The following is a 21,139-nucleotide window of genomic DNA, read 5'->3' on the forward strand; positions in this document are numbered from 1 at the left end:
AGGGGCACCGTGCCGGGCGGTCTCGCTCAGGGCGCGCGGACCAGTTCGGGGGCGTCGGCCTCCGGCGCCGGGGGCAGCGCGGGCGCCTTGGAGAGCGGGCCCGGCCACCACACCTTCCTGCCGAGGGCCAGGCTCGCGGAGGTCACCAGGTAGGTCCGCACCAGGAAGGTGTCGAGGAGCACCCCGACCGCGATGACGAAGCCCAGTTCGACGAGCTGGACCAGCGGCATGTTGGTGAGGACGGCGAACGTGGCGGCGAGGACCAGGCCCGCGGAGGCGATCACGCCGCCCGTGGTGCGCAGCGCGGTGAGCGCGGCGGGGCCCGTCTCCGCCCCGGCGAGGCACTCCTCGCGCATGCGGTGCATCAGGAAGATGCCGTAGTCGACGCCGAGGGCGACCAGGAAGCAGAAGGACAGCAGGCCGAGGCCCGGGTCGGTGCCCTCGAAGCCGAAGACGGGCCCGAAGACGAGCCCCGCGATGCCCAGCGAGGCGCCCCACACCGCGACGACCGCGAGGAGCAGCAGGAGCGGGGCGACGAGGGCGCGCAGCAGGACCACGAGGATCAGCAGGACGGCGGCGAGGACGATGGGCACGACCACCCGCATGTCGCGCCGGTTGGTGTCCTTCAGGTCGAGCTGTTCGGCGCTCGGTCCGCCGACGTACGCGCCCTGCGGGTCGAGGCGGTCGCGCAGCCGCTCCAGGGTCGCGGTCTCGGCCGCCGACTGCGGCGCGCCCTTGGCGACGACGGAGATCTCGGTCCACTGCCCCGAGCTGCGGCCGCGTTCCGCGCCGTCGACGCCGGGCACGGCGCGGGCGTCGGCGAGGGCCTTGTCGGCCCGGTCGGTGGGCGCGATGACGCTGATGGGCTGGGTGCCGCGCTCGGGGTAGGCGGCGGCGAGGGTCTCCATCGCGGCGATGGAGTCCGGCTTGCTGGTGAAGGAGTCCTCCTGCTTGAGGTTGCCCGGCAGCGCGAAGGCGCCGAGGGCGAGGGCGGCGAGGAGGACGGCGCCCGCCGCGAGCACGGTGCGGGGCCTGCGTCCGGCGGACGAACCCATCGACTGGAACAGGGACTTCCGCTTCTTTGCCTCGCTGCCGAAGGCGGGCACCAGCGGCCAGAACACCCGGCGTCCGAGCATCACGAGCAGCGCGGGCAGCAGCGTCAGCATCGCCACGAGGGCGCACAGCACGCCGACCGCGCCGAGCGGACCCATCCCCCTGCTGCTGTTGAGGTCGGCGGCGAGCAGGCAGAACAGACCCGCGGCGACGGTCCCGGAGGAGGCGACCACGGCGGGTCCGCAGCCGCGCAGGGCGGCGACCATGGCGTCGTACGGCCGCTCGACGCGGCGCAGTTCCTCGCGGTAGCGGGAGACGATGAGCAGGGCGTAGTCGGTGCCCGCGCCGAAGACCAGGATCGTCATGATGCCCGAGCTCTGGCCGCTGACCGTGGTGCCGAAGGCCTGGTTGAGGCCGTAGGCGACCCCCATGGAGAGGAAGTTGGCGACGCCCGCGACGACGAGCGGAACCAGCCAGAGCAGCGGGCTGCGGTAGATCAGGATCAGCAGGACGGCGACGACGGCGACCGTGGTGTAGAGCAGCGGGCCGTCCAGGGACGTGTAGACCTCGCTGGCATCGGTGGCGAGCGCCCCCGACCCGCCGACCTCCACGCTCAGCCCGTCACCGGCCGCGCCGTCCGGGGCCTTGATCACGTCGCGGACGTCGTTGACGAAGGTGTCCCGCAGTTCCTCGTCGGTGCCGGGTCCGGTGCTGGCGACGGGGTACATCAGCGTCGAGCCGTCCTTCGACGGCACGCCCTGCGGCGTATCGACGAGCTTCGTCCTGGCGTCGAGGGCCGCCACCTGGTCCGCGGCCGTGCCCCGGTCGGCGGCGGTGAGTCCGCCGTCGCGGTGGTAGACGAGGACCAGTTCCGTCGTCTCGCCGCCGGGCAGCCGCTCCTGGATCTTGGCGACCTGGGTGGAGTCGGCGTTCGCGGGCAGATAGTCCACGGCCCGGTCGCGCTGGACGTCGCCGAGCTTCCCGGCGAACGGACCGGCAAGCGCGAGCACGGCGACCCACAGGCCGAGCAGCACCCAGGGCACGGCGCGTGGTCGGCGGCGCTTCGACGTTGATGCGGCCCCCATCGGTGGGCCTCCCTCCGTGACGGTGTCTGACGGTTTCCAGACTTCCGCCGCGCGAGGGCCGGATCGTCGCGCGCGAGGTCGAGTTGGGTCCTACTTCCCGGGGTGGCACGGGGTGCGGACTACTCCCGGGGGAGTATGCGCGCGCAGTACCGCGCCGGGCGGGCGCCAGGAAGGCGTACCGGCGCCAAGAAGGCGTAGCCGGTGTCAGGACGGCGTACCGACGTGGACGGCGTCCCGGTGTCAGGAGGGGCGTCCCGGTGTCAGGAGGGCGTGCGCGTCGCCGCCACGAGCAGCCGGGCCACGTCGTCGGGGTCGATGGTCAGGGCGCAGCCCGCGGTGGCGAGCACATCGCGCTCGGCGGGCGTGTAGGGGCCGTCGGCGAGGGCGATCCTCGCGCCCTGGAGGAGCAGCGCCTCGCGCCCCGCGGGCGCGAGGTGGGGGGTCAGCGGGCCGAGCGCCTCGTGGAGTTCGATGGCGAGGCCGGGCACACAGTCCGGGACGTCGGTGCTGGAGGTGTCGGCGGCGAGCGCGTCGACCAGGGCGGTCAGGCGCTCCTCGGTGCAGTCGTCGAAGCCCGCGCCGTGCAGGGTGGCGACGGCCGCGTCCAGGGCGGCGCGCGAGGTGGTGCCGCCGGTGGTGAGGACCGCGATCACCACGGTGTGCACGGCGTCGCGCAGCATCGTGGAGAGCCGGACGGTCGTGGGGTGGTCGAGTGTGTCGAGCCCGAAGTGGTCCTGGCAGGCGGCGCATTCGACGACGGGCCCCGCCTCGCCGCGGGCGAGCAGCGGCACGCCGAGGAACACGAAGCGCCGACGGCCGGTGCGTCGCTGGTAGTTGCGGTCGCCGCCACAGCCCGGACAGAAGAACTCGCCGTCGCAGACGGTGGTCCAGGCGGTGCGGGTGCCGATGAGGCGGCCCCCGAGGGATCCGCGCGGTCCGCGGGCCCCGCCGCGGTGCAGCAGCCGGGGGAAGGCCCCGCCGCGGCCGTCCGGGCCGGTGCGCCGGCCGCGGGCTGGTGCGACCCTGCCGAAGACGCGGGATGCCTGTTCTTTCCGTCCCCGATCTGGCAGCACCACGCACCTCCACGACGCCGCGGCGGCCCTGCCGCGTTGGCGTGATGTTAGCCACATCGATGATGTCGCGTCAGTACCCCGTACCGGAGATGGCCGGTTGCTGGCCCGGAGCGGCCCTCCTGGCATGCGGCGGCCCCGTCCGCCGAGGAGGCGGACGGGGCCGTAAAACCACCGGTCGAACGGGTGTCCGGCGTTATCGGCGAGCAGCGCGGTTGACGGCGGAGACGACGGCCTTGAGGGACGCACGTGTCGTATTCGCGTCGATGCCGACGCCCCACAGGACCTTGTCGTCGACGACGCACTCGATGTACGAGGCGGCCTGCGCGGAGGCACCCGCGCTCATCGTGTGCTCCTGGTAGTCGAGCAGCCGGGCGTCGATGCCGATGTCCTGGAGGGCCGCGAAGAACGCCGAGATCGGGCCGTTGCCGCTGCCGGTCAGGACGGTGGACTCGCCGTCTACGACCGCGCCGACGGTCAGCGTGTCCACGCCGTCCTGGTCGGCGGTGGTCTGGCTGGCGCGCAGCTGGACGCGGCCCCAGGGGTTGTCGGGGTTCGGCAGGTACTCGTCCTGGAAGACGCTCCAGATCGCGCCGGGCGTGACCTCGCCGCCCTCGGCGTCGGTCTTCGCCTGGATGATCTTCGAGAACTCGATCTGCATGCGCCGCGGCAGGTCCAGCTTGTGGTCGTTCTTCAGGACGTAGGCGATGCCGCCCTTGCCGGACTGGGAGTTGACCCGGATCACGGCCTCGTAGGAGCGGCCGACGTCCTTGGGGTCGATGGGCAGATACGGCACCGCCCACTCGATGTCGTCGACCGACTTGCCCGCGGCGGCGGCCCGGGACTCCATCGCGTCGAAGCCCTTCTTGATGGCGTCCTGGTGGGAGCCGGAGAAGGCGGTGTAGACCAGGTCGCCCGCGTAGGGGTGGCGCGCGGGGACCTCCATCTGGGTGCAGTACTCGTACACACGACGGATCTCGTCGATGTCGGAGAAGTCGATCTGCGGGTCGACGCCCTGGCTGAACAGGTTCATGCCCAGCGCCACCAGGTCGACGTTGCCGGTGCGCTCACCCTGGCCGAACAGGCAGCCCTCGACGCGGTCGCCGCCCGCCATCACGGCCAGCTCGGCGGCGGCGACGGCGGTGCCGCGGTCGTTGTGCGGGTGGATGGACAGGCAGACGTACTGGCGCCGGGACAGGTTCCGGGACATCCACTCGAAGCGGTCCGCGTGCGTGGACGGCGTCGAACGCTCCACGGTGGCGGGCAGATTGAGGATGATCTCGCGGTCGGCGGCGGGCGCCCAGACGTCCATGACGCCCTCGCAGACCTCCAGGGCGAAGTCCAGCTCGGTGTCGGTGAAGATCTCCGGGCTGTACTGGTAGCCGAAGACGGTGTCCTGGTCGAGGATCTTGTCCGCGTACTCCATGACCAGGCGGGTGCCGTCGACGGCGATCTGCTTGACCTGCTCGCGCGAGCCGCGGAAGACGACCTCCCGCCAGACGGGCGCGGTCGCGTTGTACAGGTGCACGGTCGCGCGCTTGGCGCCCTTCAGGGAGGCCACGGTGCGCTCGATCAGCTCCTCCCGCGCCTGGGTGAGGACGGAGATCGTCACGTCGTCGGGGATGGCGTCCTCGTCCTCGACGATGGAGCGCACGAAGTCGAAGTCGGTCTGGCCCGATGAGGGGAAGCCGACCTCGATCTCCTTGTAGCCCATGCGGACCAGCAGGTCGAACATGGCGCGCTTGCGGGCGGGCGACATCGGGTCGATGAGCGCCTGGTTGCCGTCGCGCAGATCGGTGGACAGCCAGCGGGGTGCCACCGTGATGCGCTGGTCGGGCCAGGTGCGGTCGGGCAGGACCACCTGCTCGTACGGGCCGTACTTGTGGATCGGCATGGAGCTGGGGCGCTGGAAGTTCGGCATGGTGTGCGGGGCTCCTCGACAGGGTCCGGAGGGACGGCCGACGGTCTGACACAGCACCGAACTCCGCGGGGAGGGGGTCGGCCTCTGCTACAGACCCTCGCCGCGGCAGCTAAGGAGAAGCAGCCCGAAACGCATGATGCGAGGCAGCCTAGCCGAGCCGCGCGCGATGCGCGGGTGCGTATCAGTATCCGGGATCGGTGGAGCGTATGGAATCTAACGGACAAAAGGTGCCGCATATCACCTGCGGAGGACGACGGGGGTCCGTATACGGCTATTTCACCAATCATGGTGGCAGCTAGTGACAGCGGCATGACCCAGTGCCACATTGCCGCCATGACCGCCAACCCAACGGGTTTCGTCCCCGTTTTCTGCACGATCGTGCCACCCGTCATCCTGGACACGCTGGCCCAGTCCCAGGACCCCGCCCTCGCCAAGGCCGCCCGCCGGACGCTCCAGCGCGACGCCTTCGAACGCACCCAGCGCCGCCTGACCACCGTCCTCGGCGCTCCGTCCGTGGCCGCCCCCAAGGGCGCGGCCGAGGGCAAGCCGTACCGCACCATCTACGACGCCAAGCACAAGACGGACCTGCCCGGCCGCAAGGTGCACAGCGAGGGCGACAAGCCGGGCAAGGACGCGACGGTCAACCGCGCCCACGCGGGGCTCGGCGCCACCTTCGAGGTCTTCCTCAAGCACTTCGAGCGCGACTCCATCGACGGCGGCGGTCTGCCGCTCGACGCGACCGTCCACTACGGCGACGAGTACGGGAACGCCTTCTGGAACGGCGAGCAGATGGTGTTCGGCGACGGCGACGGCGAGATCTTCCTCGACTTCACCATTCCCATCGACGTCATCGGCCACGAACTGACCCACGGCGTCGTCCAGTACACGGCGAACCTCACCTACTTCGGCCAGCCCGGCGCCCTGAACGAGTCGATGGCGGACGTGTTCGGCTCCCTCATCAAGCAGTACGCGCTCGGCCAGACCGCCGCCGACGCCGACTGGCTGATCGGCGCGGGCCTGCTCGCCCCGCGCGTCACCGGCAAGGCGCTGCGCTCCATGAAGGAGCCGGGCACCGCGTACGACGACGACGTCCTCGGCAAGGACCCGCAGCCCGCCACCATGGACGACTACGTCCGCACAGGCCGCGACAACGGCGGCGTGCACATCAACTCCGGCATCCCGAACCACGCCTTCTACCTGCTCGCCCAGGCTCTCGGCGGCCACGCCTGGGAGCGCGCCGGACAGATCTGGTACGCCGTCCTGACCGGCGGCGAGCTGGCCCAGGACGCCTCCTTCACGGACTTCGCCAAGCTGACGGTCGCCGCGGCCCGCGCCAAGTACGGCGACGGCGACGAGCTGAAGGCCGTCGTGGACGCGTGGGCGCAGGTCAAGGTCCCCACCGCCACCTGAACCGCCCGGCACCCGGCCCGGCAGGAGGCTGTCCGCCCGGCAGGGGACTGCCCGCCCGGCCGGAGGCTGCCCGCCCCGGCCGGAAGCAGCCCGCCCCGGCCGGAAGCCGTCGGGCCCTCCGGTGCCGCCTGGCGGGGTGCCGGAGCCTGGAGTAGACAGGACCCATGCGTATCCAGGTGAAGCGCACCGGAGGTTTCGCGGGCATCGAGCGGCACGCGGAGGTGGACACCACCGCGCGCCCCGACGCCGCCGAGTGGCACGCCCTGGCCGAACGGGCCCTGGCCGCAAGCCGGGGCACGCCACCGGTCGGCGTCCCCGACGGCTTCAGCTACCAGCTCACCGTGGACGACCGGACCGTGTACTGCGCGGACCCCCGGCTGACCGACGACCAGCGGCAGTTGATCACACGCGTCCTCAAGGAGGGCTCGTAGCGCTCACGTACGGCGGGCTCGCGCGCCATGGGCTCGCGCGCCGCACGGGCGTTGACTTCCGAGCCGGCCGGTCCGGATGATCGCGCTCATGGCGACGACGCGCGCACCGCTGCCCCGGTTCCCGCACGACTTCCTGTGGGGGGTGTCCACTTCGGCCCACCAGATCGAGGGCGCCGCCGACGAACGCGGCCCCTCGGTGTGGGACGCGTTCACGGCCCTGCCCGGCAACGTCAAGGACGGCACGACGGCCGCCGTGGCCTGCGACCACGTGCGCCGCTACCGCGAGGACGTGGCCCTGATCCGCGACCTCGGCGTGGGCGCGTACCGCTTCTCGGTCTCCTGGCCGCGGGTACTGCCCCGGGGCAGCGGCGAGGTCAGCGGGCGCGGCCTCGACTTCTACGACCGCCTCGTCGACGAGCTGTGCGCGGCGGGCGTACGTCCCGTGCCGACCCTCTTCCACTGGGACACGCCGCTCGCCGTGGAGGAGGCGGGCGGCTGGCTCGTCCGCGACACCGCGCACCGCTTCGCCGAGTACGCGGCCGTGGTGGCCGACCGCATCGGCGACCGCGTACCGAAGTGGATCACCCTCAACGAACCCGCCGAGCACACCCTGCTCGGGCACGCGCTCGGCCGCCACGCCCCCGGCAGGCAACTCCTCTTCGACGCGCTGCCGGTCGCCCACCACCTGCTCCTCGCGCACGGCCTCGCGGTCGGCGCGCTGCGGGCCGCGGGCGCCGGCGACATCGGCATCGCCAACTCGCACGGTCCGACCTGGCCCGCTTCCGACGCCGCCGAGGACCGCGAGGCCGCCGACTTCTACGACGTGCTCCTGAACCGCCTGTTCTCCGACCCCCTGATCACGAGCCGCTACCCGGAAGTGATCACGGAGCTGCTCGGCGGCGAGGTGCCGGACCTGGACGCGGACCTGAAGACCATCTCCCGGCCGCTCGACTGGTACGGCATCAACTTCTACCAGCCGACCAAGGTGGGCGCCCCGCTCCCCGGCACCGGCCCCACCCAGTTCTCCGGGCTCTGGCTGCCGCCCGAGCTGCCCTTCTCGCCGCGCCCGATCGAGGGCCGCCCGCTGACGGCCTTCGGCTGGCCCGTCGTCCCCGAAGCCCTCACCGAGCTGCTCCTGACCTTCCGCGAGCGCTACGGCGACCGCCTGCCGCCCCTCGTCGTCACCGAGAACGGCTGCTCCTACGAAGGCCTCGACGACCAGGACCGCATCGCCTACCTGGACGGGCATCTGCGGGCGTTGCACGAGGCGATGGCGGCCGGGGTGGACGTACGCGGCTACTTCGTCTGGTCCCTCCTCGACAACTTCGAGTGGGCCGAGGGGCACGGGCAGCGCTTCGGGCTCGTCCACGTCGACTACGCGACGCAGGAGCGGACGCCGAAGGCTTCTTACGGGTGGCTGCGGGGGGAGCTGCGGGGACAGGGCCCGCGTCCGCCCGCGGACGCGGGCTGAGCGCGGGGCGCCGGGGGCTATGTGTCAGAAGCCCAGCTTGCGGAGCTGGCGCGGGTCGCGCTGCCAGTCCTTGGCGACCTTCACATGCAGGTCGAGGTAGACGGGCGTGCCGAGGAGCGCCTCGATCTGCTTGCGGGACTTGATCCCCACGTCCTTGAGCCGCTTGCCCTTGGGGCCGATGATGATCCCCTTCTGGCTGGGCCGCTCGATGTAGACGAAGGCGTGGATGTCCAGGAGCGGCTTGTCGGCGGGCCGGTCCTCGCGGGGCAGCATCTCCTCGACGACCACCGCGATGGAGTGCGGCAGCTCGTCCCGTACGCCTTCGAGCGCCGCCTCACGGATCAGCTCGGCCACCATGACCTGCTCGGGCTCGTCCGTGAGGTCGCCCTCCGGATAGAGCGCGGGGCCCTCGGGCAGCAGCGGCACGAGGAGGTCCGCGAGCAGGTCGACCTGGGTCTCGCCGACCGCCGAGACCGGCACGATCTCGGCCCACTCGAAGCCCAGCTCCTTGCCGAGCTGGTCGACGGCGATCAGCTGCTCGGCGAGCGTCTTGCTGTCCACCAGGTCGGTCTTCGTGATGATCGCCACCTTCGGCGACTTCTTGATCGACGCCAGTTCCTTGGCGATGAACCGGTCACCGGGGCCGAGCTTCTCGTTCGCGGGCAGACAGAAACCGATGACGTCGACCTCGGCCCACGTGGTGCGCACCACGTCGTTCAGCCGCTCGCCGAGCAGCGTGCGCGGCTTGTGGAGCCCCGGGGTGTCCACCAGGATCAGCTGCGCGTCGGGGCGGTGCACGATGCCGCGTACGGTGTGCCGGGTCGTCTGCGGCCGGTTCGAGGTGATCGCCACCTTCTTGCCGACCAGAGCGTTCGTGAGGGTGGACTTGCCCGCGTTGGGGCGACCGACGAAGCAGGCGAAACCGGCGCGGTGGGCGGCCTGCTCGGACGGCTGGGATGACTGGGTACGCACGCTCATGCGCCCCATTCTCCCTGATCTTTTCGGGCGCGGACGCCTAGAACCCCTCCCCCGTCTTCTTGGGCTGGGCCCCTCCCCCGCTCTTCCCGGCCCGAACACCCAGAGCAGCCGCCACCTTCCGAGGCTGCGCCCTCGCCCCACGCTTCCCGCCCACGAACGCCCTGCACAGCCCACCACCATCCGGGGCTGCGCCCCTTCCGGCCGACCGCGAACGGACACCTTGAGCAGCCCCCGCCCTCCGGGGCTGCGCCCCTACCCCACACTTCCGGGCACGGGCACCCTGAGCAGCCCCCACCCTCCGGGGCTGCGCCCCTACCCCACACATCCGGGCACGGGCGCCCTGACCAGCCCCCACCCTCCGGGGCTGCGCCCCTACCCCACACATCCGGGCACGGGCGCCCTGAGCAGCCCCCGTCTTCTGGGGCTGCGCCCCTGTCCCCGCTTTCGGGCCTCCGGCCCTCGTCCTCAATCGCCGGACGGGCTTTTTCCCCACCCACCCACCCTTTCCACCCGCCCCGGCGGGCACCGCAGCCCACCCGGCGCCCGGCAGGCATCTCAGCTCGCCCGGCTTCCATCCACCCGGCGAGCATCTGCCGGAGGGCGGTCAGAAAGAGCCCGTCCGGCGATTGAGGACGAGCGCGCTAGCGCGATAAAGGGCGGGTGGGTGGGGAAGAGCCCGCCCGGCGACTGGGGGCGAGGCGCAGAGCACCGGGACGGGGGCTGGAGGGGCGCGGAGCACCGGGACGAGGGCTGGCGGAGGGCGGAGCCCCCGGGAACTCAGGCGGCCTCGGGGCGGGTGCCCCGGGGCTCAGGCGGTCTCGGCGCGCAGCCGGAGTACGCCGTCCGCCCCCGCGAGGAACACCGGCGTACCGACCCCACCAAGATCCCGCACAGCGGCCAGATCCTCCGCGCACAGCGCATCCTCCCCGGAGACGACGGCCGCCGCCTCAAGGGACTCCGCCCCGGACGCCACAGCCATGGCCACAGCGGTCCGCAGGGCCGACAGCTGGAGGGAGGCGAGGGACACGGTCCCGGCGACATACGTGCGGCCGGTCTCGTCCCGCACCGCCGCCCCCTCGGGCACACCGTTGCGGGCCCGGGCCGAACGGGCAAGGGTGACGATCTTCTGGTCCTCGGGAGCGAGGTCGGTGCGCTCAGTCATGGCACGAGCATAAGGAGCGCGGCGGCCCCCGCCGGACCGCACCCCTACGGGCGGTCCAGGCGGAGCCGCTGCGCGCGAGGCAGCCCCGCGACCACCAGGTCGTAGGAGTCCTCGACGAGTTCACGGAGCAGCCGGTCGGGCAGGGAGCCGGACACCGTCACGGTGTTCCAGTGGCGCTTGTTCATGTGCCAGCCGGGGACGATCTCCGGGTGTGCGGCACGCAGCTGCACGGCGAGGTCGGGGTCGCACTTGAGGTTCACGGTCAGCGGCTCACCCGTCGGTACGGACAGCGCGGACAGGGCGAAGATCTTGCCAGCGACCTTGAAGACCGAGGTCTCAGGGCCGAACGGGAACTCCTCCACCGCGTCGCCGAACGACAGGCACAGGGCGCGCAGCCGCTGCGGAGTCATGCCACGTCCCCCTCCTCCGGCCCGGCCCCGGCACCCGGCACCGGCTCCACGAGCACCGTGACGATCTTGTTGCGCCGACCGGCGGCCGCCTCGGCCGTGAGCTTCAGGGCGCGGCCGTCCGGCAGGTCCACCACGGCCGAGGCCCCGGCGATCGGCACCCGCCCGAGCGCCTTGGCGAGCAGCCCGCCGACGGTCTCCACGTCCTCGTCGTCGTAGGCCTCAAGGCCGTAGAGATCACCGAGGTCGCCGATGTCGAGGCGGGCGGTGACGCGGTGGCAGCCGCCCTCCAGCTCCTCGACGGGCGGCAGTTCACGGTCGTACTCGTCGGTGATCTCGCCGACGATCTCCTCGAGGATGTCCTCGATGGTGACGATGCCGGCCGTGCCGCCGTACTCGTCGATGACGACGGCGACGTGGTTGCGCTCCTGCTGCATCTCGCGCAGCAGATCACCGGCGTTCTTCGTGTCGGGCACGAACGCGGCGGGCCGCATCGCCGTCGACACCAGGTCGTTCTCGGCGTCGCGGTTGATGTGGGTCTTGCGGACGAGGTCCTTCAGATACACGATGCCGACGACATCGTCCTCGCTCTCGCCGGTCACGGGTATCCGGGAGAACCCGGAGCGCAGGGCGAGGGTCAGGGCCTGGCGGACGGTCTTGAAGCGTTCGATGGAGACCAGGTCGGTGCGCGGCACCATGACCTCGCGGACCAGGGTGTCGCCGAGCTCGAAGACGGAGTGCACCATGCGGCGCTCCTCGTCCTCGATCAGGGACTCCTTCTCGGCCAGGTCGACCATCGCCCGCAGCTCGGCCTCGGAGGCGAAGGGCCCGCGCCTGAAGCCCTTGCCGGGCGTGAGCGCGTTGCCGATGAGGATCAGCAGGGGCGGGACGGGGCCCATGACACGGGCCAGCGGCAGCAGGACGTACGCCGCGGCCGTCGCCGTGTTCAGCGGGTGCTGGCGGCCGATGGTGCGCGGGGACACGCCGACGGCGACATAGCTGACGAGCACCATCACGCCGATGGCGATGGCGAGCGCCTCCCAGGTGGTGTCGACGGCCTGTAGGCACGCGTACGTCACCAGGGCCGCGGCCGCCATCTCGCACGTCACGCGCACCAGCAGGGCCACGTTCAGATAGCGGGTGGGGTCGGCGGCGACCTGCGCGAGCTTCGCGCTGCCGCGCCGCCCGGAGCGCACGGACTCCTCGGCCCGGAAGCTGGAGACGCGGGCGATGCCCGCCTCCGCGCAGGCGGCGAGCCAGGCCACCACGATCAGGGCGACGGCCCCGGCGATCAGTTGGAAGGACATGGCGTCACGAGACGGTCGGCGCCGGGGACGGGCCGGTCAGGCCCTGCTCCGCGCGCCAGCCGTCGACGATCGCCGCCTGAAGACCGAACATCTCTGCCTTCTCGTCCGGTTCCTCGTGGTCGTACCCGAGGAGGTGCAGCACTCCGTGGACGGTGAGGAGCTGGAGCTCCTCGTCCATGGAGTGCTGCGTCGGGGCCTCCTGGCCCTGCTTCAGGGCGACCTCGGGGCACAGCACGATGTCCCCGAGGAGGCCCTGCGGCGGCTCGTCGTCGTCCTTCATGGGCGGGCGCAGCTCGTCCATCGGGAAGGACATCACATCCGTGGGGCCCGGCAGGTCCATCCACTGGATGTGCAGCTGCTCCATGGCGCCGGCGTCCACGACGATCACCGAGAGCTCGGAGAGCGGGTGGATCCGCATCCGCGCGAGGGCGTAGCGGGCGATGTCGAGGATCGCCTGCTCGTCGACCTCGGTTCCGGATTCGTTGTTGACGTCGATCGCCATGGTGCTGTTCCGCTACTTCCCTCTGGACCGGCCGCGGGTGGCGTGCGAGCCGTTCTCCGTGCCGTTCTCGTTGTCGTACTTCTCGTACGCGTCGACGATACGGCCGACGAGCTTGTGCCGTACGACATCGGAGGACGTGAGCCGCGAGAAGTGCACATCGGGAACGCCGTCCAGGATGTCCTGGACCTGGCGCAGGCCCGACTTCGTGCCGTTCGGCAGGTCGATCTGTGTGACGTCGCCCGTGATCACGATCTTCGATTCGAAGCCGAGGCGGGTGAGGAACATCTTCATCTGCTCGGGGTTCGTGTTCTGCGCCTCGTCCAGGATGATGAACGCGTCGTTCAGCGTCCTGCCGCGCATGTACGCGAGCGGGGCGACCTCGATGGTGCCCGCGGCCATCAGGCGCGGGATGGAGTCGGGGTCGAGCATGTCGTGCAGCGCGTCGTACAACGGGCGCAGATACGGGTCGATCTTCTCGTAGAGCGTGCCGGGCAGGAAGCCGAGGCGCTCGCCGGCCTCCACCGCGGGGCGGGTCAGGATGATGCGGTTGACCTGCTTGGACTGTAGGGCCTGGACCGCCTTGGCCATGGCGAGATACGTCTTGCCGGTACCGGCGGGGCCGATGCCGAACACGATCGTGTGCTTGTCGATCGCGTCGACGTACCGCTTCTGGTTGAGGGTCTTGGGGCGGATGGTGCGCCCGCGCGAGGAGAGGATGTTCTGCGTGAGGACCTCGGCCGGGGTCTCCTGGCCGTCGGCCTCTCCTGCGTCGTCCGCCCGGAGCATGGCGATCGAGCGTTCCACTGCGTCCTCCGTCATCGGCTGCCCGGTGCGGAGCACCAGCATCATCTCGTCGAACAGGCGCTGGATGAGGGCGACTTCGTGGGCGTCTCCGACCGCGCTGATCTCGTTGCCCCGGACGTGGATGTCGGCCGCCGGGAAGGCCGTCTCGATCACACGCAGCAACGCGTCTCCGGAGCCCAGGACCGTCACCATGGGGTGCTTGGCCGGGACGGTGAAGTGGGCCTTCGCGGACTTGGGCGCGGTCGGCTGCGCGGGGGTCTGAGCTGTCGGTGTCTGCGTCATGGGCCGGCTCTGAAGGCCTGCTCATCCTCCTCGTCACGGGGCTCGCCGGGGAGCGGCGTCCTGCACTGCCAAGGGTACGACGGGCCACTGACAAGCCCTAAGCCCTTTTCCCGGCCGCCCTTCCCCGCCGCACCCGCCCCAGGTGGGAGCCCCGGTCCGGACGCTACAGCGACCTGCCGAAGCCGATCGTGGGCACTGCCCGGCGCAGCGGCCAGGGTCGGGCCGTCTCGGGCAGCAGGGCCTCCAGGAACGCGTAGCGCCCGAGGGCCACGGGGTCCTGCTCGTCGACCTCGCACACGCGCCGCCACCACGCGCCGACCTCCGCCCAGCCGGGCGCCGACAGGGATCCGCCGAACTCCTGCACGGAGAGCGCCGCGGTCAGACCGGCGAAGGCGAGCCGGTCGGCGAGCGGCCACCCGGCGAGGGTGCCGGTCACGAAGCCCGCCACGAACACGTCCCCGGCGCCGGTGGGGTCGAGCGCCGCCACCTCGATGGCGGGCACGGACGCGGTCTCGCCGGTGCGCCCGTCCACCGCGTACGCCCCTTCGGAGCCGAGGGTCACCACGGCCACCGGCACATGCTCGGTCAGCGCGTGCGCGGCGGCACGCGGGCAGGTCGTGCCGGTGTACCGCATGGCCTCCTGCGCGTTCGGCAGGAACGCCTCGCAGTGCGCGAGGTCGGGCAGGGCCGCGAGGTCCCAGCGCCCGGAGTCGTCCCAGCCCACGTCGGCGAAGATCCGGGTGCCGCGTCCTGCCACCGTCGCGATCCACGGTGCCCGGACGCCGGGTTCGAGGGAGGCGACGGCGGCACGCGCGCGTGGCGGGCAGGTGGGCGTGGAGCCGTCGGGCGACGCGGCGTCGAACGGCGGCTCGTGCCCGTGGCTGATCATGGTCCGTTCGCCCTCGTACGCCATGGAGACCGTCACCGGGGAGTGCCAGCCGGGAACGGTCCGTGACGAGGACAGGTCGATGCCCTCGCCGTGCTCCAGGGCGTCCCAGCAGTACTCCCCGTAGTGGTCGTCCCCGAAGGCCGCGGCCAGGGAGGTGTGCAGGCCGAGGCGGGCCAGGGCGGTGGCCATGTTGGCCACCCCGCCGGGGCTCGATCCCATGCCGCGCGCCCAGGACTCGGTGCCGCGCACGGGTGCCGAGTCGAGGCCGGTGAAGATGATGTCGAGGAAGACCGTCCCGGTGAGGTACACGTCGCACGGCGGGTCGCCCGCCCTGCGCGCCGACGCCAGTGGATCGACGAGGGTCTCCGTGCCCGCGGCGGGAGTGTGCTGGGGTGCGCCTGGTGGTACAGCCATGGAGGCAACGTAACCCAGGCCCCCGTCAGGACCGAGCCGCTACCAGCGGGGCACGAGCGGAGTTGTCCACTCCGGATCGATCCTGCGCGCGCGGTCCGCCTCAGTGGTGGCGGTCGCAGAGCACGACCTGCACGGCGCGCTCGCGAAGGCCTCCGGTGTCTCCGCGAACGTCGTGACGCACAGGTTCGTGGCGAGCGGCACCCCCGGACGCGCCCGCCACGGAACCCGGCTACGGGAACGTGTACGCCGCGACCTCCGCCAGATACCGCGCCCGCAGCGCCTCCTCCTCGGGCCCGCCGTCCAGGAACGCCGCCTCGAAGGAGTTCCTCGCCAGCTCGCGCAGCTGCTCCTGGTGCAGGCCGAGGGCCTCCTGGACGGCGAGGAAGTTGTCGCCCGCGTAGCCGCCGAAGTAGGCCGGGTCGTCGGAGTTGACGGTGCAGAGCAGCCCGGCGGCCATCATCCGCGGCAGCGGGTGCTCCGCCAGGACGTCGACGGCGCGCAGCCGCACGTTCGACAGCGGGCACAGTGTGAGCGGCACCCGCTCCCGCACCAGGCGCTCCACGAGATCGGGGTCCTCCACGCAGCGCAGGCCGTGGTCGATCCGCTCGACGCCGAGCACGTCCAGGGCCTCGCGCACATAGGCGGCCGGGCCCTCCTCACCGGCGTGCGCCACCTTGCGCAGGCCGAGCGCGCCCGCGGCCTCGTACACGGCCGCGAACTTGGCCGGCGGGTGGCCCACCTCGGCCGAGTCCAGGCCGACGCCGGTGATCCGGTGCAGATGCGGCTTCGCGGCCTCCAGAGTCGCCATGGCCGACTCGGCGGACTGGTCGCGCAGGAAGCACATGATGAGGCGGGTGCTGACGCCGTGCCGCTCCTCACTGCGGTCCAGGGCGCGGCCGAGGCCCTCCACGACCGTGGCGAAGGGGACGCCGCGCGCGGTGTGGGCCTGCGGGTCGAAGAAGATCTCCGCGTGCCGCACGCCCTGGGCGGCGGCCCGCGCGAGGTAGGCGTCCGCGAGCTCCTCGAAGTCCTCCTCGGTGCGCAGCACCGCCATCAGGCCGTAGTAGAGGTCGAGGAAGGACTGGAGGTCGTCGAAGAGATAGGCCTTGCGGAGCTGTTCGGTGTCGGCGTACGCGAGGGTGATGCCGTTGCGCGCGGCCAGCTCGAAAGCCAGCTCGGGCTCCAGGGTGCCTTCGATGTGCAGGTGGAGTTCGGCTTTGGGGAGGTGCATGTGGTGCTTCTGTTCTCTGTTCGGGCCCGAACCGGGGGCGGTTCAGGCGTTGCGCTTGGGCAGCGGGATCCGGTCCAGGTCGCGTGCCACGGTGAGCCGGCCCACGAAACCGGCGGCGCGCGCCTGCTGTTCGAAGACGGCGGGGTCGGCGTACCGCTGGCTGAAGTGCGTGAGCACCAGGTGCCGGACACCGGCGTCCCGGGCCGCTGCGGCGGCCTGCCCCGCGGTGAGGTGGCCGTGGTCGGAGGCGAGCCTGTGGTCCTCGTCGAGGAAGGTCGACTCGATGACGAGCATGTCGCAGCCCTCGGCGAGGGCGTGCACGCCCTCGCACAGCCGGGTGTCCATCACGAAGGCGAACCGCTGCCCGCGCCGCACCTCGCTCACCTGGTCGAGGGTGATGCCGCGCAGACGCCCTTCGCGCTGGAGGACACCGACGTCGGGTCCCTTGACGCCGTGTTCGGCGAGCAGCGCGGGCAGGATGCGCCGCCCGTCGGGCTCGACCAGGCGGTAGCCGAACGACTCCACCGGGTGGGAGAGCCGCGCGGCCTCCAGACGGTACTTCGGCGTGGTCGCGAGGACACCGTCGGCGGCCACCGGCGCCTGCACCAGGTCGACCGTCTCGCGGTAGGCGGTCGCGTACCGCAGACGGTCGAAGAAGCGCTGCCCGGAAGCCGGGTAGTGGGCGGTCACGGGGTGCGGCACCCGGTCCAGGTTGATGCGCTGGACGACGCCCGCGAGGCCCAGGCTGTGGTCCCCGTGGAAGTGGGTGACGCAGATGCGGTTCAGGTCGTGCGCGGCGACGGAGGCACGCAGCATCTGCCGCTGCGTGCCCTCGCCCGGGTCGAAGAGGATGCCCTCGCCGTCCCAGAGCAGGACGTACCCGTTGTGGTTGCGCTGCCGGGTCGGGACCTGGCTGGCGGTGCCGAGCACCACCAGTTCACGTACGGACAAAGGAAACTGTCCCGGTCAGCCGGGCGGCCACTGGAGGCCGCGGCCGCCGAGGACGTGGGCGTGCGCGTGGAAGACGGTCTGGCCGGCGCCGGTGCCGGTGTTGAAGACGATGCGGTAGCTGTCCGACTGCTCCTGGGCGGCGACCTCACCGGCCTCGCGCAGCACGTCGGCGGCGATCTCCGGCTCGGCGGCGGCGAGCGAGGCGGCGTCCGGGTGGTGCACCTTGGGGATCACCAGGACGTGCGTCGGCGCCTGCGGGTTGATGTCGCGGAAGGCGAGGGTGGTCTCCGTCTCCCGTACGACGGTCGCAGGCACCTCCTTGGCGACGATCTTGCAGAACAGGCAGTCGGCCTGCGGTTCTCCCGCCATGGGGCGCCCTCCTGGGTCACTGATCGGTCACTGATCGGTCGTTGATCGATACCGTCGCATGCTATCCGGGTGGCCGGGGCCCGTCCGTGTCCTGCCGACCGGACCGGGGTCCCGGCCCTGCTACGCGGGCCGGTCCGCGCCGGTGTCCGGAGCCGCGCCCGGCACCGGCGGCGGGGTCTTCGCCGGGGTCTCCTCCAGGGCGGCGAGCGCGACCCGTACCGCCTCGTCGAGTTGGGGGTCGCGCCCGGCGGCGAGGTCGTCGGGGGTGGCCACGACCTCGATGTCGGGGTCGACGCCGTAGTTCTCCACGGCCCACTCCACGCCGTCCATCCAGAACGCGTACTTGGGCTGGGTCACCAGCGTCCCGTCGACCAGGTGGTACCTGCTGTCGATGCCGACGACGCCGCCCCACGTACGGGTGCCGACCACGGGCCCGATGCCGAGCGCCTTGATCGCGGCGTTCACGATGTCGCCGTCGGACCCGGAGAACTCGTTCGCCACGGCCACGACGGGCCCGCGCGGCGCGTCCCCGGGATAGCTGAGCGGGCCCGAGCCGCGCGGCAGGTCCCAGCCGACGACACGGCGCGCCAGCTTCTCCACGACGAGCTGCGAGGTGTGGCCGCCGCGGTTCTCCCTGACGTCCACGACCAGGCCCTCGCGGGCCACCTCGATCCGCAGGTCGCGGTGGATCTGCGCCCAGCCGGGCGCCTGCATGTCCGGTACGTGCAGATAGCCGAGGCGGCCGCCGGAGCGCTCGTGGACGTAGGCCCGCCGGTCGGCGACCCACGCGTGGTAGCGCAGCGGCTCCTCGTCGTCCACGGGGACGACGACGGCGTGCCGCAGGTCGCCGCCGCCCGCCGGGGACACGGTCAGCTCCACCGGCTTGTCCGCGGTGCCGACGAGGAGCGGTCCCGGCCCCGTCACCGGGTCGACGGGCCGCCCGCCGACGGCGAGGATCGCGTCGCCCGCCCGCACGGCCACGCCGGGCGCGGCGAGGGGCGAGCGCGCGGCCGGGTCGGACGTCTCGGTCGGCAGGACCCTGTCGACGCGCCACAGGCCGTCGTCGCCGCGTGCGATGTCCGCGCCGAGCAGCCCCTGCCGGGTGCTCGCGGCGCCCCAGCCGCCGCGCGGGAAGACATAGGCGTGCGAGGTGCCCAGCTCGCCCTGCACCTCCCACAGCAGGTCCACCAGGTCGTCGTGGGTGGCGACCCGGGCGAGCACGGGCCGGTAGCGCGCGAGGACGCCGTCCCAGTCGACGCCGCCCATGTCGGGCCGCCAGAAGTTGTCCCGCATGAGGCGGCCCGCCTCGTCGTACATCTGCCGCCACTCCGCGGCCGGGTCGACGTACTGGCGTACGCGGCCGAGGTCGACGGTGATGTTCGTGTCGCTGTCCTCGTCGGCGGAGGCACGGCGGTCGCTCGGCACCACCTTCAGTTTGCCGCCCGCCCACAGCAGCACCCGCTTGCCGTCGCCGGTGACCGCGAAGTGGTCGGCGTCGCCGCAGAGTTCGTCGACGCGGCGCTGGCCGAAGTCGTAGCGCTCCAGCTCCGAGCTGGGGTCGGGGTCCGCCGGGGTGGCGCGGGACGCGCCGAGCACGCCGCGCACGGGGTGGCGCAGCCAGAGGAGGCCGTCCTTGGCGGCTCTGAGCGTGGAGTAGCGGGCGGCCTCCACGGGGAAGGGCACGACGCGCTCGGCGAGGCCGTCCAGGTCGACGCGGGTGGCGGGGGTGCCCTCGCTGTCGGGCGTCTCGGCGTGCCCGCCCCCCGAGAGCTCCGCGGCGTCGAAGGGCCTGCCGTGCCGCTGCGGGCCGAACGGCGAGGGCGTGGTGGCCGCGAGCGTGATGAGGTGCGGGCGGGCGCCGCCGACGAAGGCGAGGTCGAAGACGTGGTCGTCGTAGACCGGGTCGAAGGCCCGCGCGGACAGGAACGCCAGGTGCTTGCCGTCGAGGGTGAACGCCGGGCTGTAGTCCCGGAACCGCAGCTGGGTGGCGTCCGACACCGACAGGTCGGCGGTGTTGGCGAGCTTGAGCTGGCGCAGCGGGCGCGGCCCCGGGTGCGACCAGGCGAGCCAGCCGGAGTCGGGCGAGAAGACCAGACCGGTGGCCTCGCCGTGCTCGGCGCGGTCCACCTCGCGCACCTCGCCGCTCTCGCGCTCCACGATCAGGACCCGCCCGTCGTGCGCGGCGACGGCGGCGCGGCTGCCGTCGGGCGCCATGGCGAGCGCGAGGACCCGGCCGAGCTGACCGGCCGCGAGCCGCCGGGGCGTGGCGCCGGGCGCGAGGCCGGTGGCGGGCGCGAACTCCAGGGCGTCGTCGCCCTCCGCGTCCGTCACCCACACCACGTGCTCCTCGCCGTCCACGCGGAACGTGCGGGGCAGCCGGGCCCGGACGCCGGGCGCCGCGGCGAGCGTACGGGCGGGGCCCTCGCGGTGCGTGACCCAGTGCACGGCGCCCCGCACGGCGACGGCGCTGCCGCGCCCGGTGTGGTCCGGGGCGGCGGCCCCGAACCAGCGGGCGGCGTTCACGGGGTGCGGTTGCAGGTCGGTGCGCTGCCCGCCGAGCGGGATGTCCAAGCGGCGCGGCTCGGCGTCCACGAGGTCGTCGAGGAGCCAGAGTTCACCCGCGGACGCGTACGTCACGCGGGTGCCGTCGGTGGCCGCGTGCCGGGCGTAGAACCCGTCGAGGGGCGTGTGCCGGCGCAGGTCGGTGCCGTCGGGCAGCGAGGAGTAGAGGGCGCCGACGTCCTCGTGGTCACTGAGGAAGGCGATGCGGTCACCGACCCACAGGGGGTACTCGATGTTTCCGTCGAGGTCTTCGTGAACGCGGACGAACGCCCCCTCGGTGTCGTCGGGGGCGGTGTTCCTGATCCACAGCTTGCCCGCCGTGCCGCCCCGGTACCGCTTCCACCAGGCCGCCTCGCGGCCCATCGGCGCGGAGAGCAGCAGGACCTGCCCTTCGGGGCCGTGCGCGGCGTCCCCGACCAGGCCGTACGGCAGCAGCTCCGCGGGGCCGCCGTCGAGCGGCACCGCGTACGCCCGGGTGCGGCGCGTCGAGGCCTGGCCGTGCGTGCTGATCGCGAGGACCCGCCCGTCGGGCGTCCAGCCGCGCACCATGGTCCGCCAACCGCCCCAGTACGTCAGGCGCCTGGCGGGCCCGCCGGACACGGGCGCCACATGCACCTCGGGGGCACCGTCCCGCGTCGACGTCCAGGCGACGCTGGTGCCGTCCGGGGAGACGCGGGGCTGGTTCACGGGGACGTTGTCGGCGCTGACCCGCCAGGCGCGGCCCCCGTCGAGTGGGGCGACCCAGACGTCGTCCTCAGCGGTGAAGGCGAGCAACTCGCCGCTCAGATGCGGAAACCGGAGGTAGGAAGGCTGCGTCACAAGGTCAGCCTAAGCAGCCGC

17 protein-coding genes are annotated in these 21,139 nt (G+C 72.4%); 3 read left to right on the top strand and 14 right to left on the bottom strand.

From position 1 onward, the window contains the following. Positions 1-26: 26 nt before the first annotated feature. The 3 genes from GPA10_RS06185 to leuA all read right to left on the bottom strand — a co-directional run bounded on the left by GPA10_RS06185 (position 27) and on the right by leuA (position 5,129). Positions 27-2,138 carry an MMPL family transporter gene (locus GPA10_RS06185; RefSeq protein WP_157164551.1) on the bottom strand — a complete coding sequence of 704 codons (2,112 nt, stop codon included), beginning with the start codon at positions 2,136-2,138 and terminating at the stop codon, positions 27-29. A gap of 260 nt (positions 2,139-2,398) precedes the next feature. Next, the gene (locus tag GPA10_RS06190) at positions 2,399-3,100 is read right to left on the bottom strand and encodes a TerB family tellurite resistance protein (protein WP_425505679.1); all 702 of its coding nucleotides are present in this window, start codon (positions 3,098-3,100) and stop codon (positions 2,399-2,401) included. Positions 3,101-3,404: 304 nt separating this feature from the next. Next, positions 3,405-5,129 carry a 2-isopropylmalate synthase gene (gene leuA / locus GPA10_RS06195; RefSeq protein WP_058845658.1) on the bottom strand — a complete coding sequence of 575 codons (1,725 nt, stop codon included), beginning with the start codon at positions 5,127-5,129 and terminating at the stop codon, positions 3,405-3,407. 333 nt (positions 5,130-5,462) lie between these two features. Between leuA and GPA10_RS06200 the strand changes: the two genes are divergently transcribed. The 3 genes from GPA10_RS06200 (at position 5,463) to GPA10_RS06210 (ending at position 8,441) form a co-directional block, all read left to right on the top strand. Next, positions 5,463-6,539 (top strand): M4 family metallopeptidase, encoded by a 1,077-nt coding sequence (locus tag GPA10_RS06200; protein ID WP_157164552.1) that lies wholly within the window; start codon positions 5,463-5,465, stop codon positions 6,537-6,539. A 164-nt stretch (positions 6,540-6,703) separates the two neighbouring features. Continuing rightward, positions 6,704-6,970 carry a protealysin inhibitor emfourin gene (locus GPA10_RS06205; RefSeq protein ID WP_058845660.1) on the top strand — a complete coding sequence of 89 codons (267 nt, stop codon included), beginning with the start codon at positions 6,704-6,706 and terminating at the stop codon, positions 6,968-6,970. A 76-nt stretch (positions 6,971-7,046) separates the two neighbouring features. Further along, on the top strand, positions 7,047-8,441 hold the full coding sequence (locus GPA10_RS06210; protein ID WP_425505673.1) for a GH1 family beta-glucosidase: 1,395 nt from the start codon (positions 7,047-7,049) through the stop codon (positions 8,439-8,441). Between the two features lie 24 nt (positions 8,442-8,465). Here the strand turns inward: GPA10_RS06210 and era are convergent, their stop codons facing one another. The 11 genes from era to GPA10_RS06265 form a co-directional block, all read right to left on the bottom strand. Further along, positions 8,466-9,428, bottom strand: a complete 963-nt coding sequence (gene era / locus GPA10_RS06215; protein ID WP_198351516.1) for a GTPase Era — start codon at positions 9,426-9,428, stop codon at positions 8,466-8,468. Between the two features lie 799 nt (positions 9,429-10,227). Beyond that, on the bottom strand, positions 10,228-10,581 hold the full coding sequence (locus GPA10_RS06220; protein ID WP_058845662.1) for a cytidine/deoxycytidylate deaminase family protein: 354 nt from the start codon (positions 10,579-10,581) through the stop codon (positions 10,228-10,230). Positions 10,582-10,625: 44 nt separating this feature from the next. Continuing rightward, positions 10,626-10,991, bottom strand: coding sequence for an MmcQ/YjbR family DNA-binding protein (locus GPA10_RS06225; RefSeq protein WP_157164554.1), 366 nt, complete (start codon positions 10,989-10,991; stop codon positions 10,626-10,628). Next, on the bottom strand, positions 10,988-12,295 hold the full coding sequence (locus tag GPA10_RS06230) for a hemolysin family protein (RefSeq protein ID WP_058845664.1): 1,308 nt from the start codon (positions 12,293-12,295) through the stop codon (positions 10,988-10,990). The genes GPA10_RS06225 and GPA10_RS06230 overlap by 4 nt, the downstream gene beginning before the upstream one ends. 4 nt (positions 12,296-12,299) lie before the next feature. Continuing rightward, on the bottom strand, positions 12,300-12,797 hold the full coding sequence (gene ybeY, locus GPA10_RS06235; protein WP_016641547.1) for an rRNA maturation RNase YbeY: 498 nt from the start codon (positions 12,795-12,797) through the stop codon (positions 12,300-12,302). Between the two features lie 12 nt (positions 12,798-12,809). Continuing rightward, entirely contained in the window at positions 12,810-13,883 is a 1,074-nt protein-coding gene (locus GPA10_RS06240) for a PhoH family protein (protein ID WP_058845665.1), read from the bottom strand. Between the two features lie 163 nt (positions 13,884-14,046). Then, complete coding sequence (locus tag GPA10_RS06245) at positions 14,047-15,186, bottom strand: carbohydrate kinase family protein (protein ID WP_157164555.1); 1,140 nt, start codon at positions 15,184-15,186, stop codon at positions 14,047-14,049. Between the two features lie 229 nt (positions 15,187-15,415). Beyond that, complete coding sequence (locus GPA10_RS06250; protein ID WP_058845667.1) at positions 15,416-16,417, bottom strand: adenosine deaminase; 1,002 nt, start codon at positions 16,415-16,417, stop codon at positions 15,416-15,418. A 42-nt stretch (positions 16,418-16,459) separates the two neighbouring features. Continuing rightward, on the bottom strand, positions 16,460-17,368 hold the full coding sequence (locus tag GPA10_RS06255) for a ribonuclease Z (protein WP_157164556.1): 909 nt from the start codon (positions 17,366-17,368) through the stop codon (positions 16,460-16,462). Between the two features lie 15 nt (positions 17,369-17,383). After that, on the bottom strand, positions 17,384-17,737 hold the full coding sequence (locus GPA10_RS06260) for a histidine triad nucleotide-binding protein (RefSeq protein ID WP_058845669.1): 354 nt from the start codon (positions 17,735-17,737) through the stop codon (positions 17,384-17,386). A gap of 120 nt (positions 17,738-17,857) precedes the next feature. After that, positions 17,858-21,118: a S41 family peptidase gene (locus GPA10_RS06265; protein WP_343040401.1), complete on the bottom strand. Its 3,261-nt coding sequence runs from the start codon at positions 21,116-21,118 to the stop codon at positions 17,858-17,860. Positions 21,119-21,139: the final 21 nt, after the last annotated feature.

Source organism: Streptomyces typhae (genome assembly GCF_009755605.1).
In the GTDB taxonomy this organism is placed as follows: domain Bacteria; phylum Actinomycetota; class Actinomycetes; order Streptomycetales; family Streptomycetaceae; genus Streptomyces; species Streptomyces typhae.

Bases quoted from the DNA above. Each gene is read 5' to 3' on its own strand.
- GPA10_RS06185 (WP_157164551.1), bottom strand. From the start codon at position 2,138: ATGGGGGCCGCATCAACGTCGAAGCGCCGCCGACCACGCGCCGTGCCC.
- leuA (WP_058845658.1), bottom strand. From the start codon at position 5,129: ATGCCGAACTTCCAGCGCCCCAGCTCCATGCCGATCCACAAGTACGGC.
- GPA10_RS06200 (WP_157164552.1), top strand. From the start codon at position 5,463: ATGACCGCCAACCCAACGGGTTTCGTCCCCGTTTTCTGCACGATCGTG.
- GPA10_RS06205 (WP_058845660.1), top strand. From the start codon at position 6,704: ATGCGTATCCAGGTGAAGCGCACCGGAGGTTTCGCGGGCATCGAGCGG.
- GPA10_RS06210 (WP_425505673.1), top strand. From the start codon at position 7,047: ATGATCGCGCTCATGGCGACGACGCGCGCACCGCTGCCCCGGTTCCCG.
- era (WP_198351516.1), bottom strand. From the start codon at position 9,428: ATGGGGCGCATGAGCGTGCGTACCCAGTCATCCCAGCCGTCCGAGCAG.
- GPA10_RS06220 (WP_058845662.1), bottom strand. From the start codon at position 10,581: ATGACTGAGCGCACCGACCTCGCTCCCGAGGACCAGAAGATCGTCACC.
- GPA10_RS06225 (WP_157164554.1), bottom strand. From the start codon at position 10,991: ATGACTCCGCAGCGGCTGCGCGCCCTGTGCCTGTCGTTCGGCGACGCG.
- GPA10_RS06230 (WP_058845664.1), bottom strand. From the start codon at position 12,295: ATGTCCTTCCAACTGATCGCCGGGGCCGTCGCCCTGATCGTGGTGGCC.
- ybeY (WP_016641547.1), bottom strand. From the start codon at position 12,797: ATGGCGATCGACGTCAACAACGAATCCGGAACCGAGGTCGACGAGCAG.
- GPA10_RS06240 (WP_058845665.1), bottom strand. From the start codon at position 13,883: ATGACGCAGACACCGACAGCTCAGACCCCCGCGCAGCCGACCGCGCCC.
- GPA10_RS06245 (WP_157164555.1), bottom strand. From the start codon at position 15,186: ATGGCTGTACCACCAGGCGCACCCCAGCACACTCCCGCCGCGGGCACG.
- GPA10_RS06250 (WP_058845667.1), bottom strand. From the start codon at position 16,417: ATGCACCTCCCCAAAGCCGAACTCCACCTGCACATCGAAGGCACCCTG.
- GPA10_RS06260 (WP_058845669.1), bottom strand. From the start codon at position 17,737: ATGGCGGGAGAACCGCAGGCCGACTGCCTGTTCTGCAAGATCGTCGCC.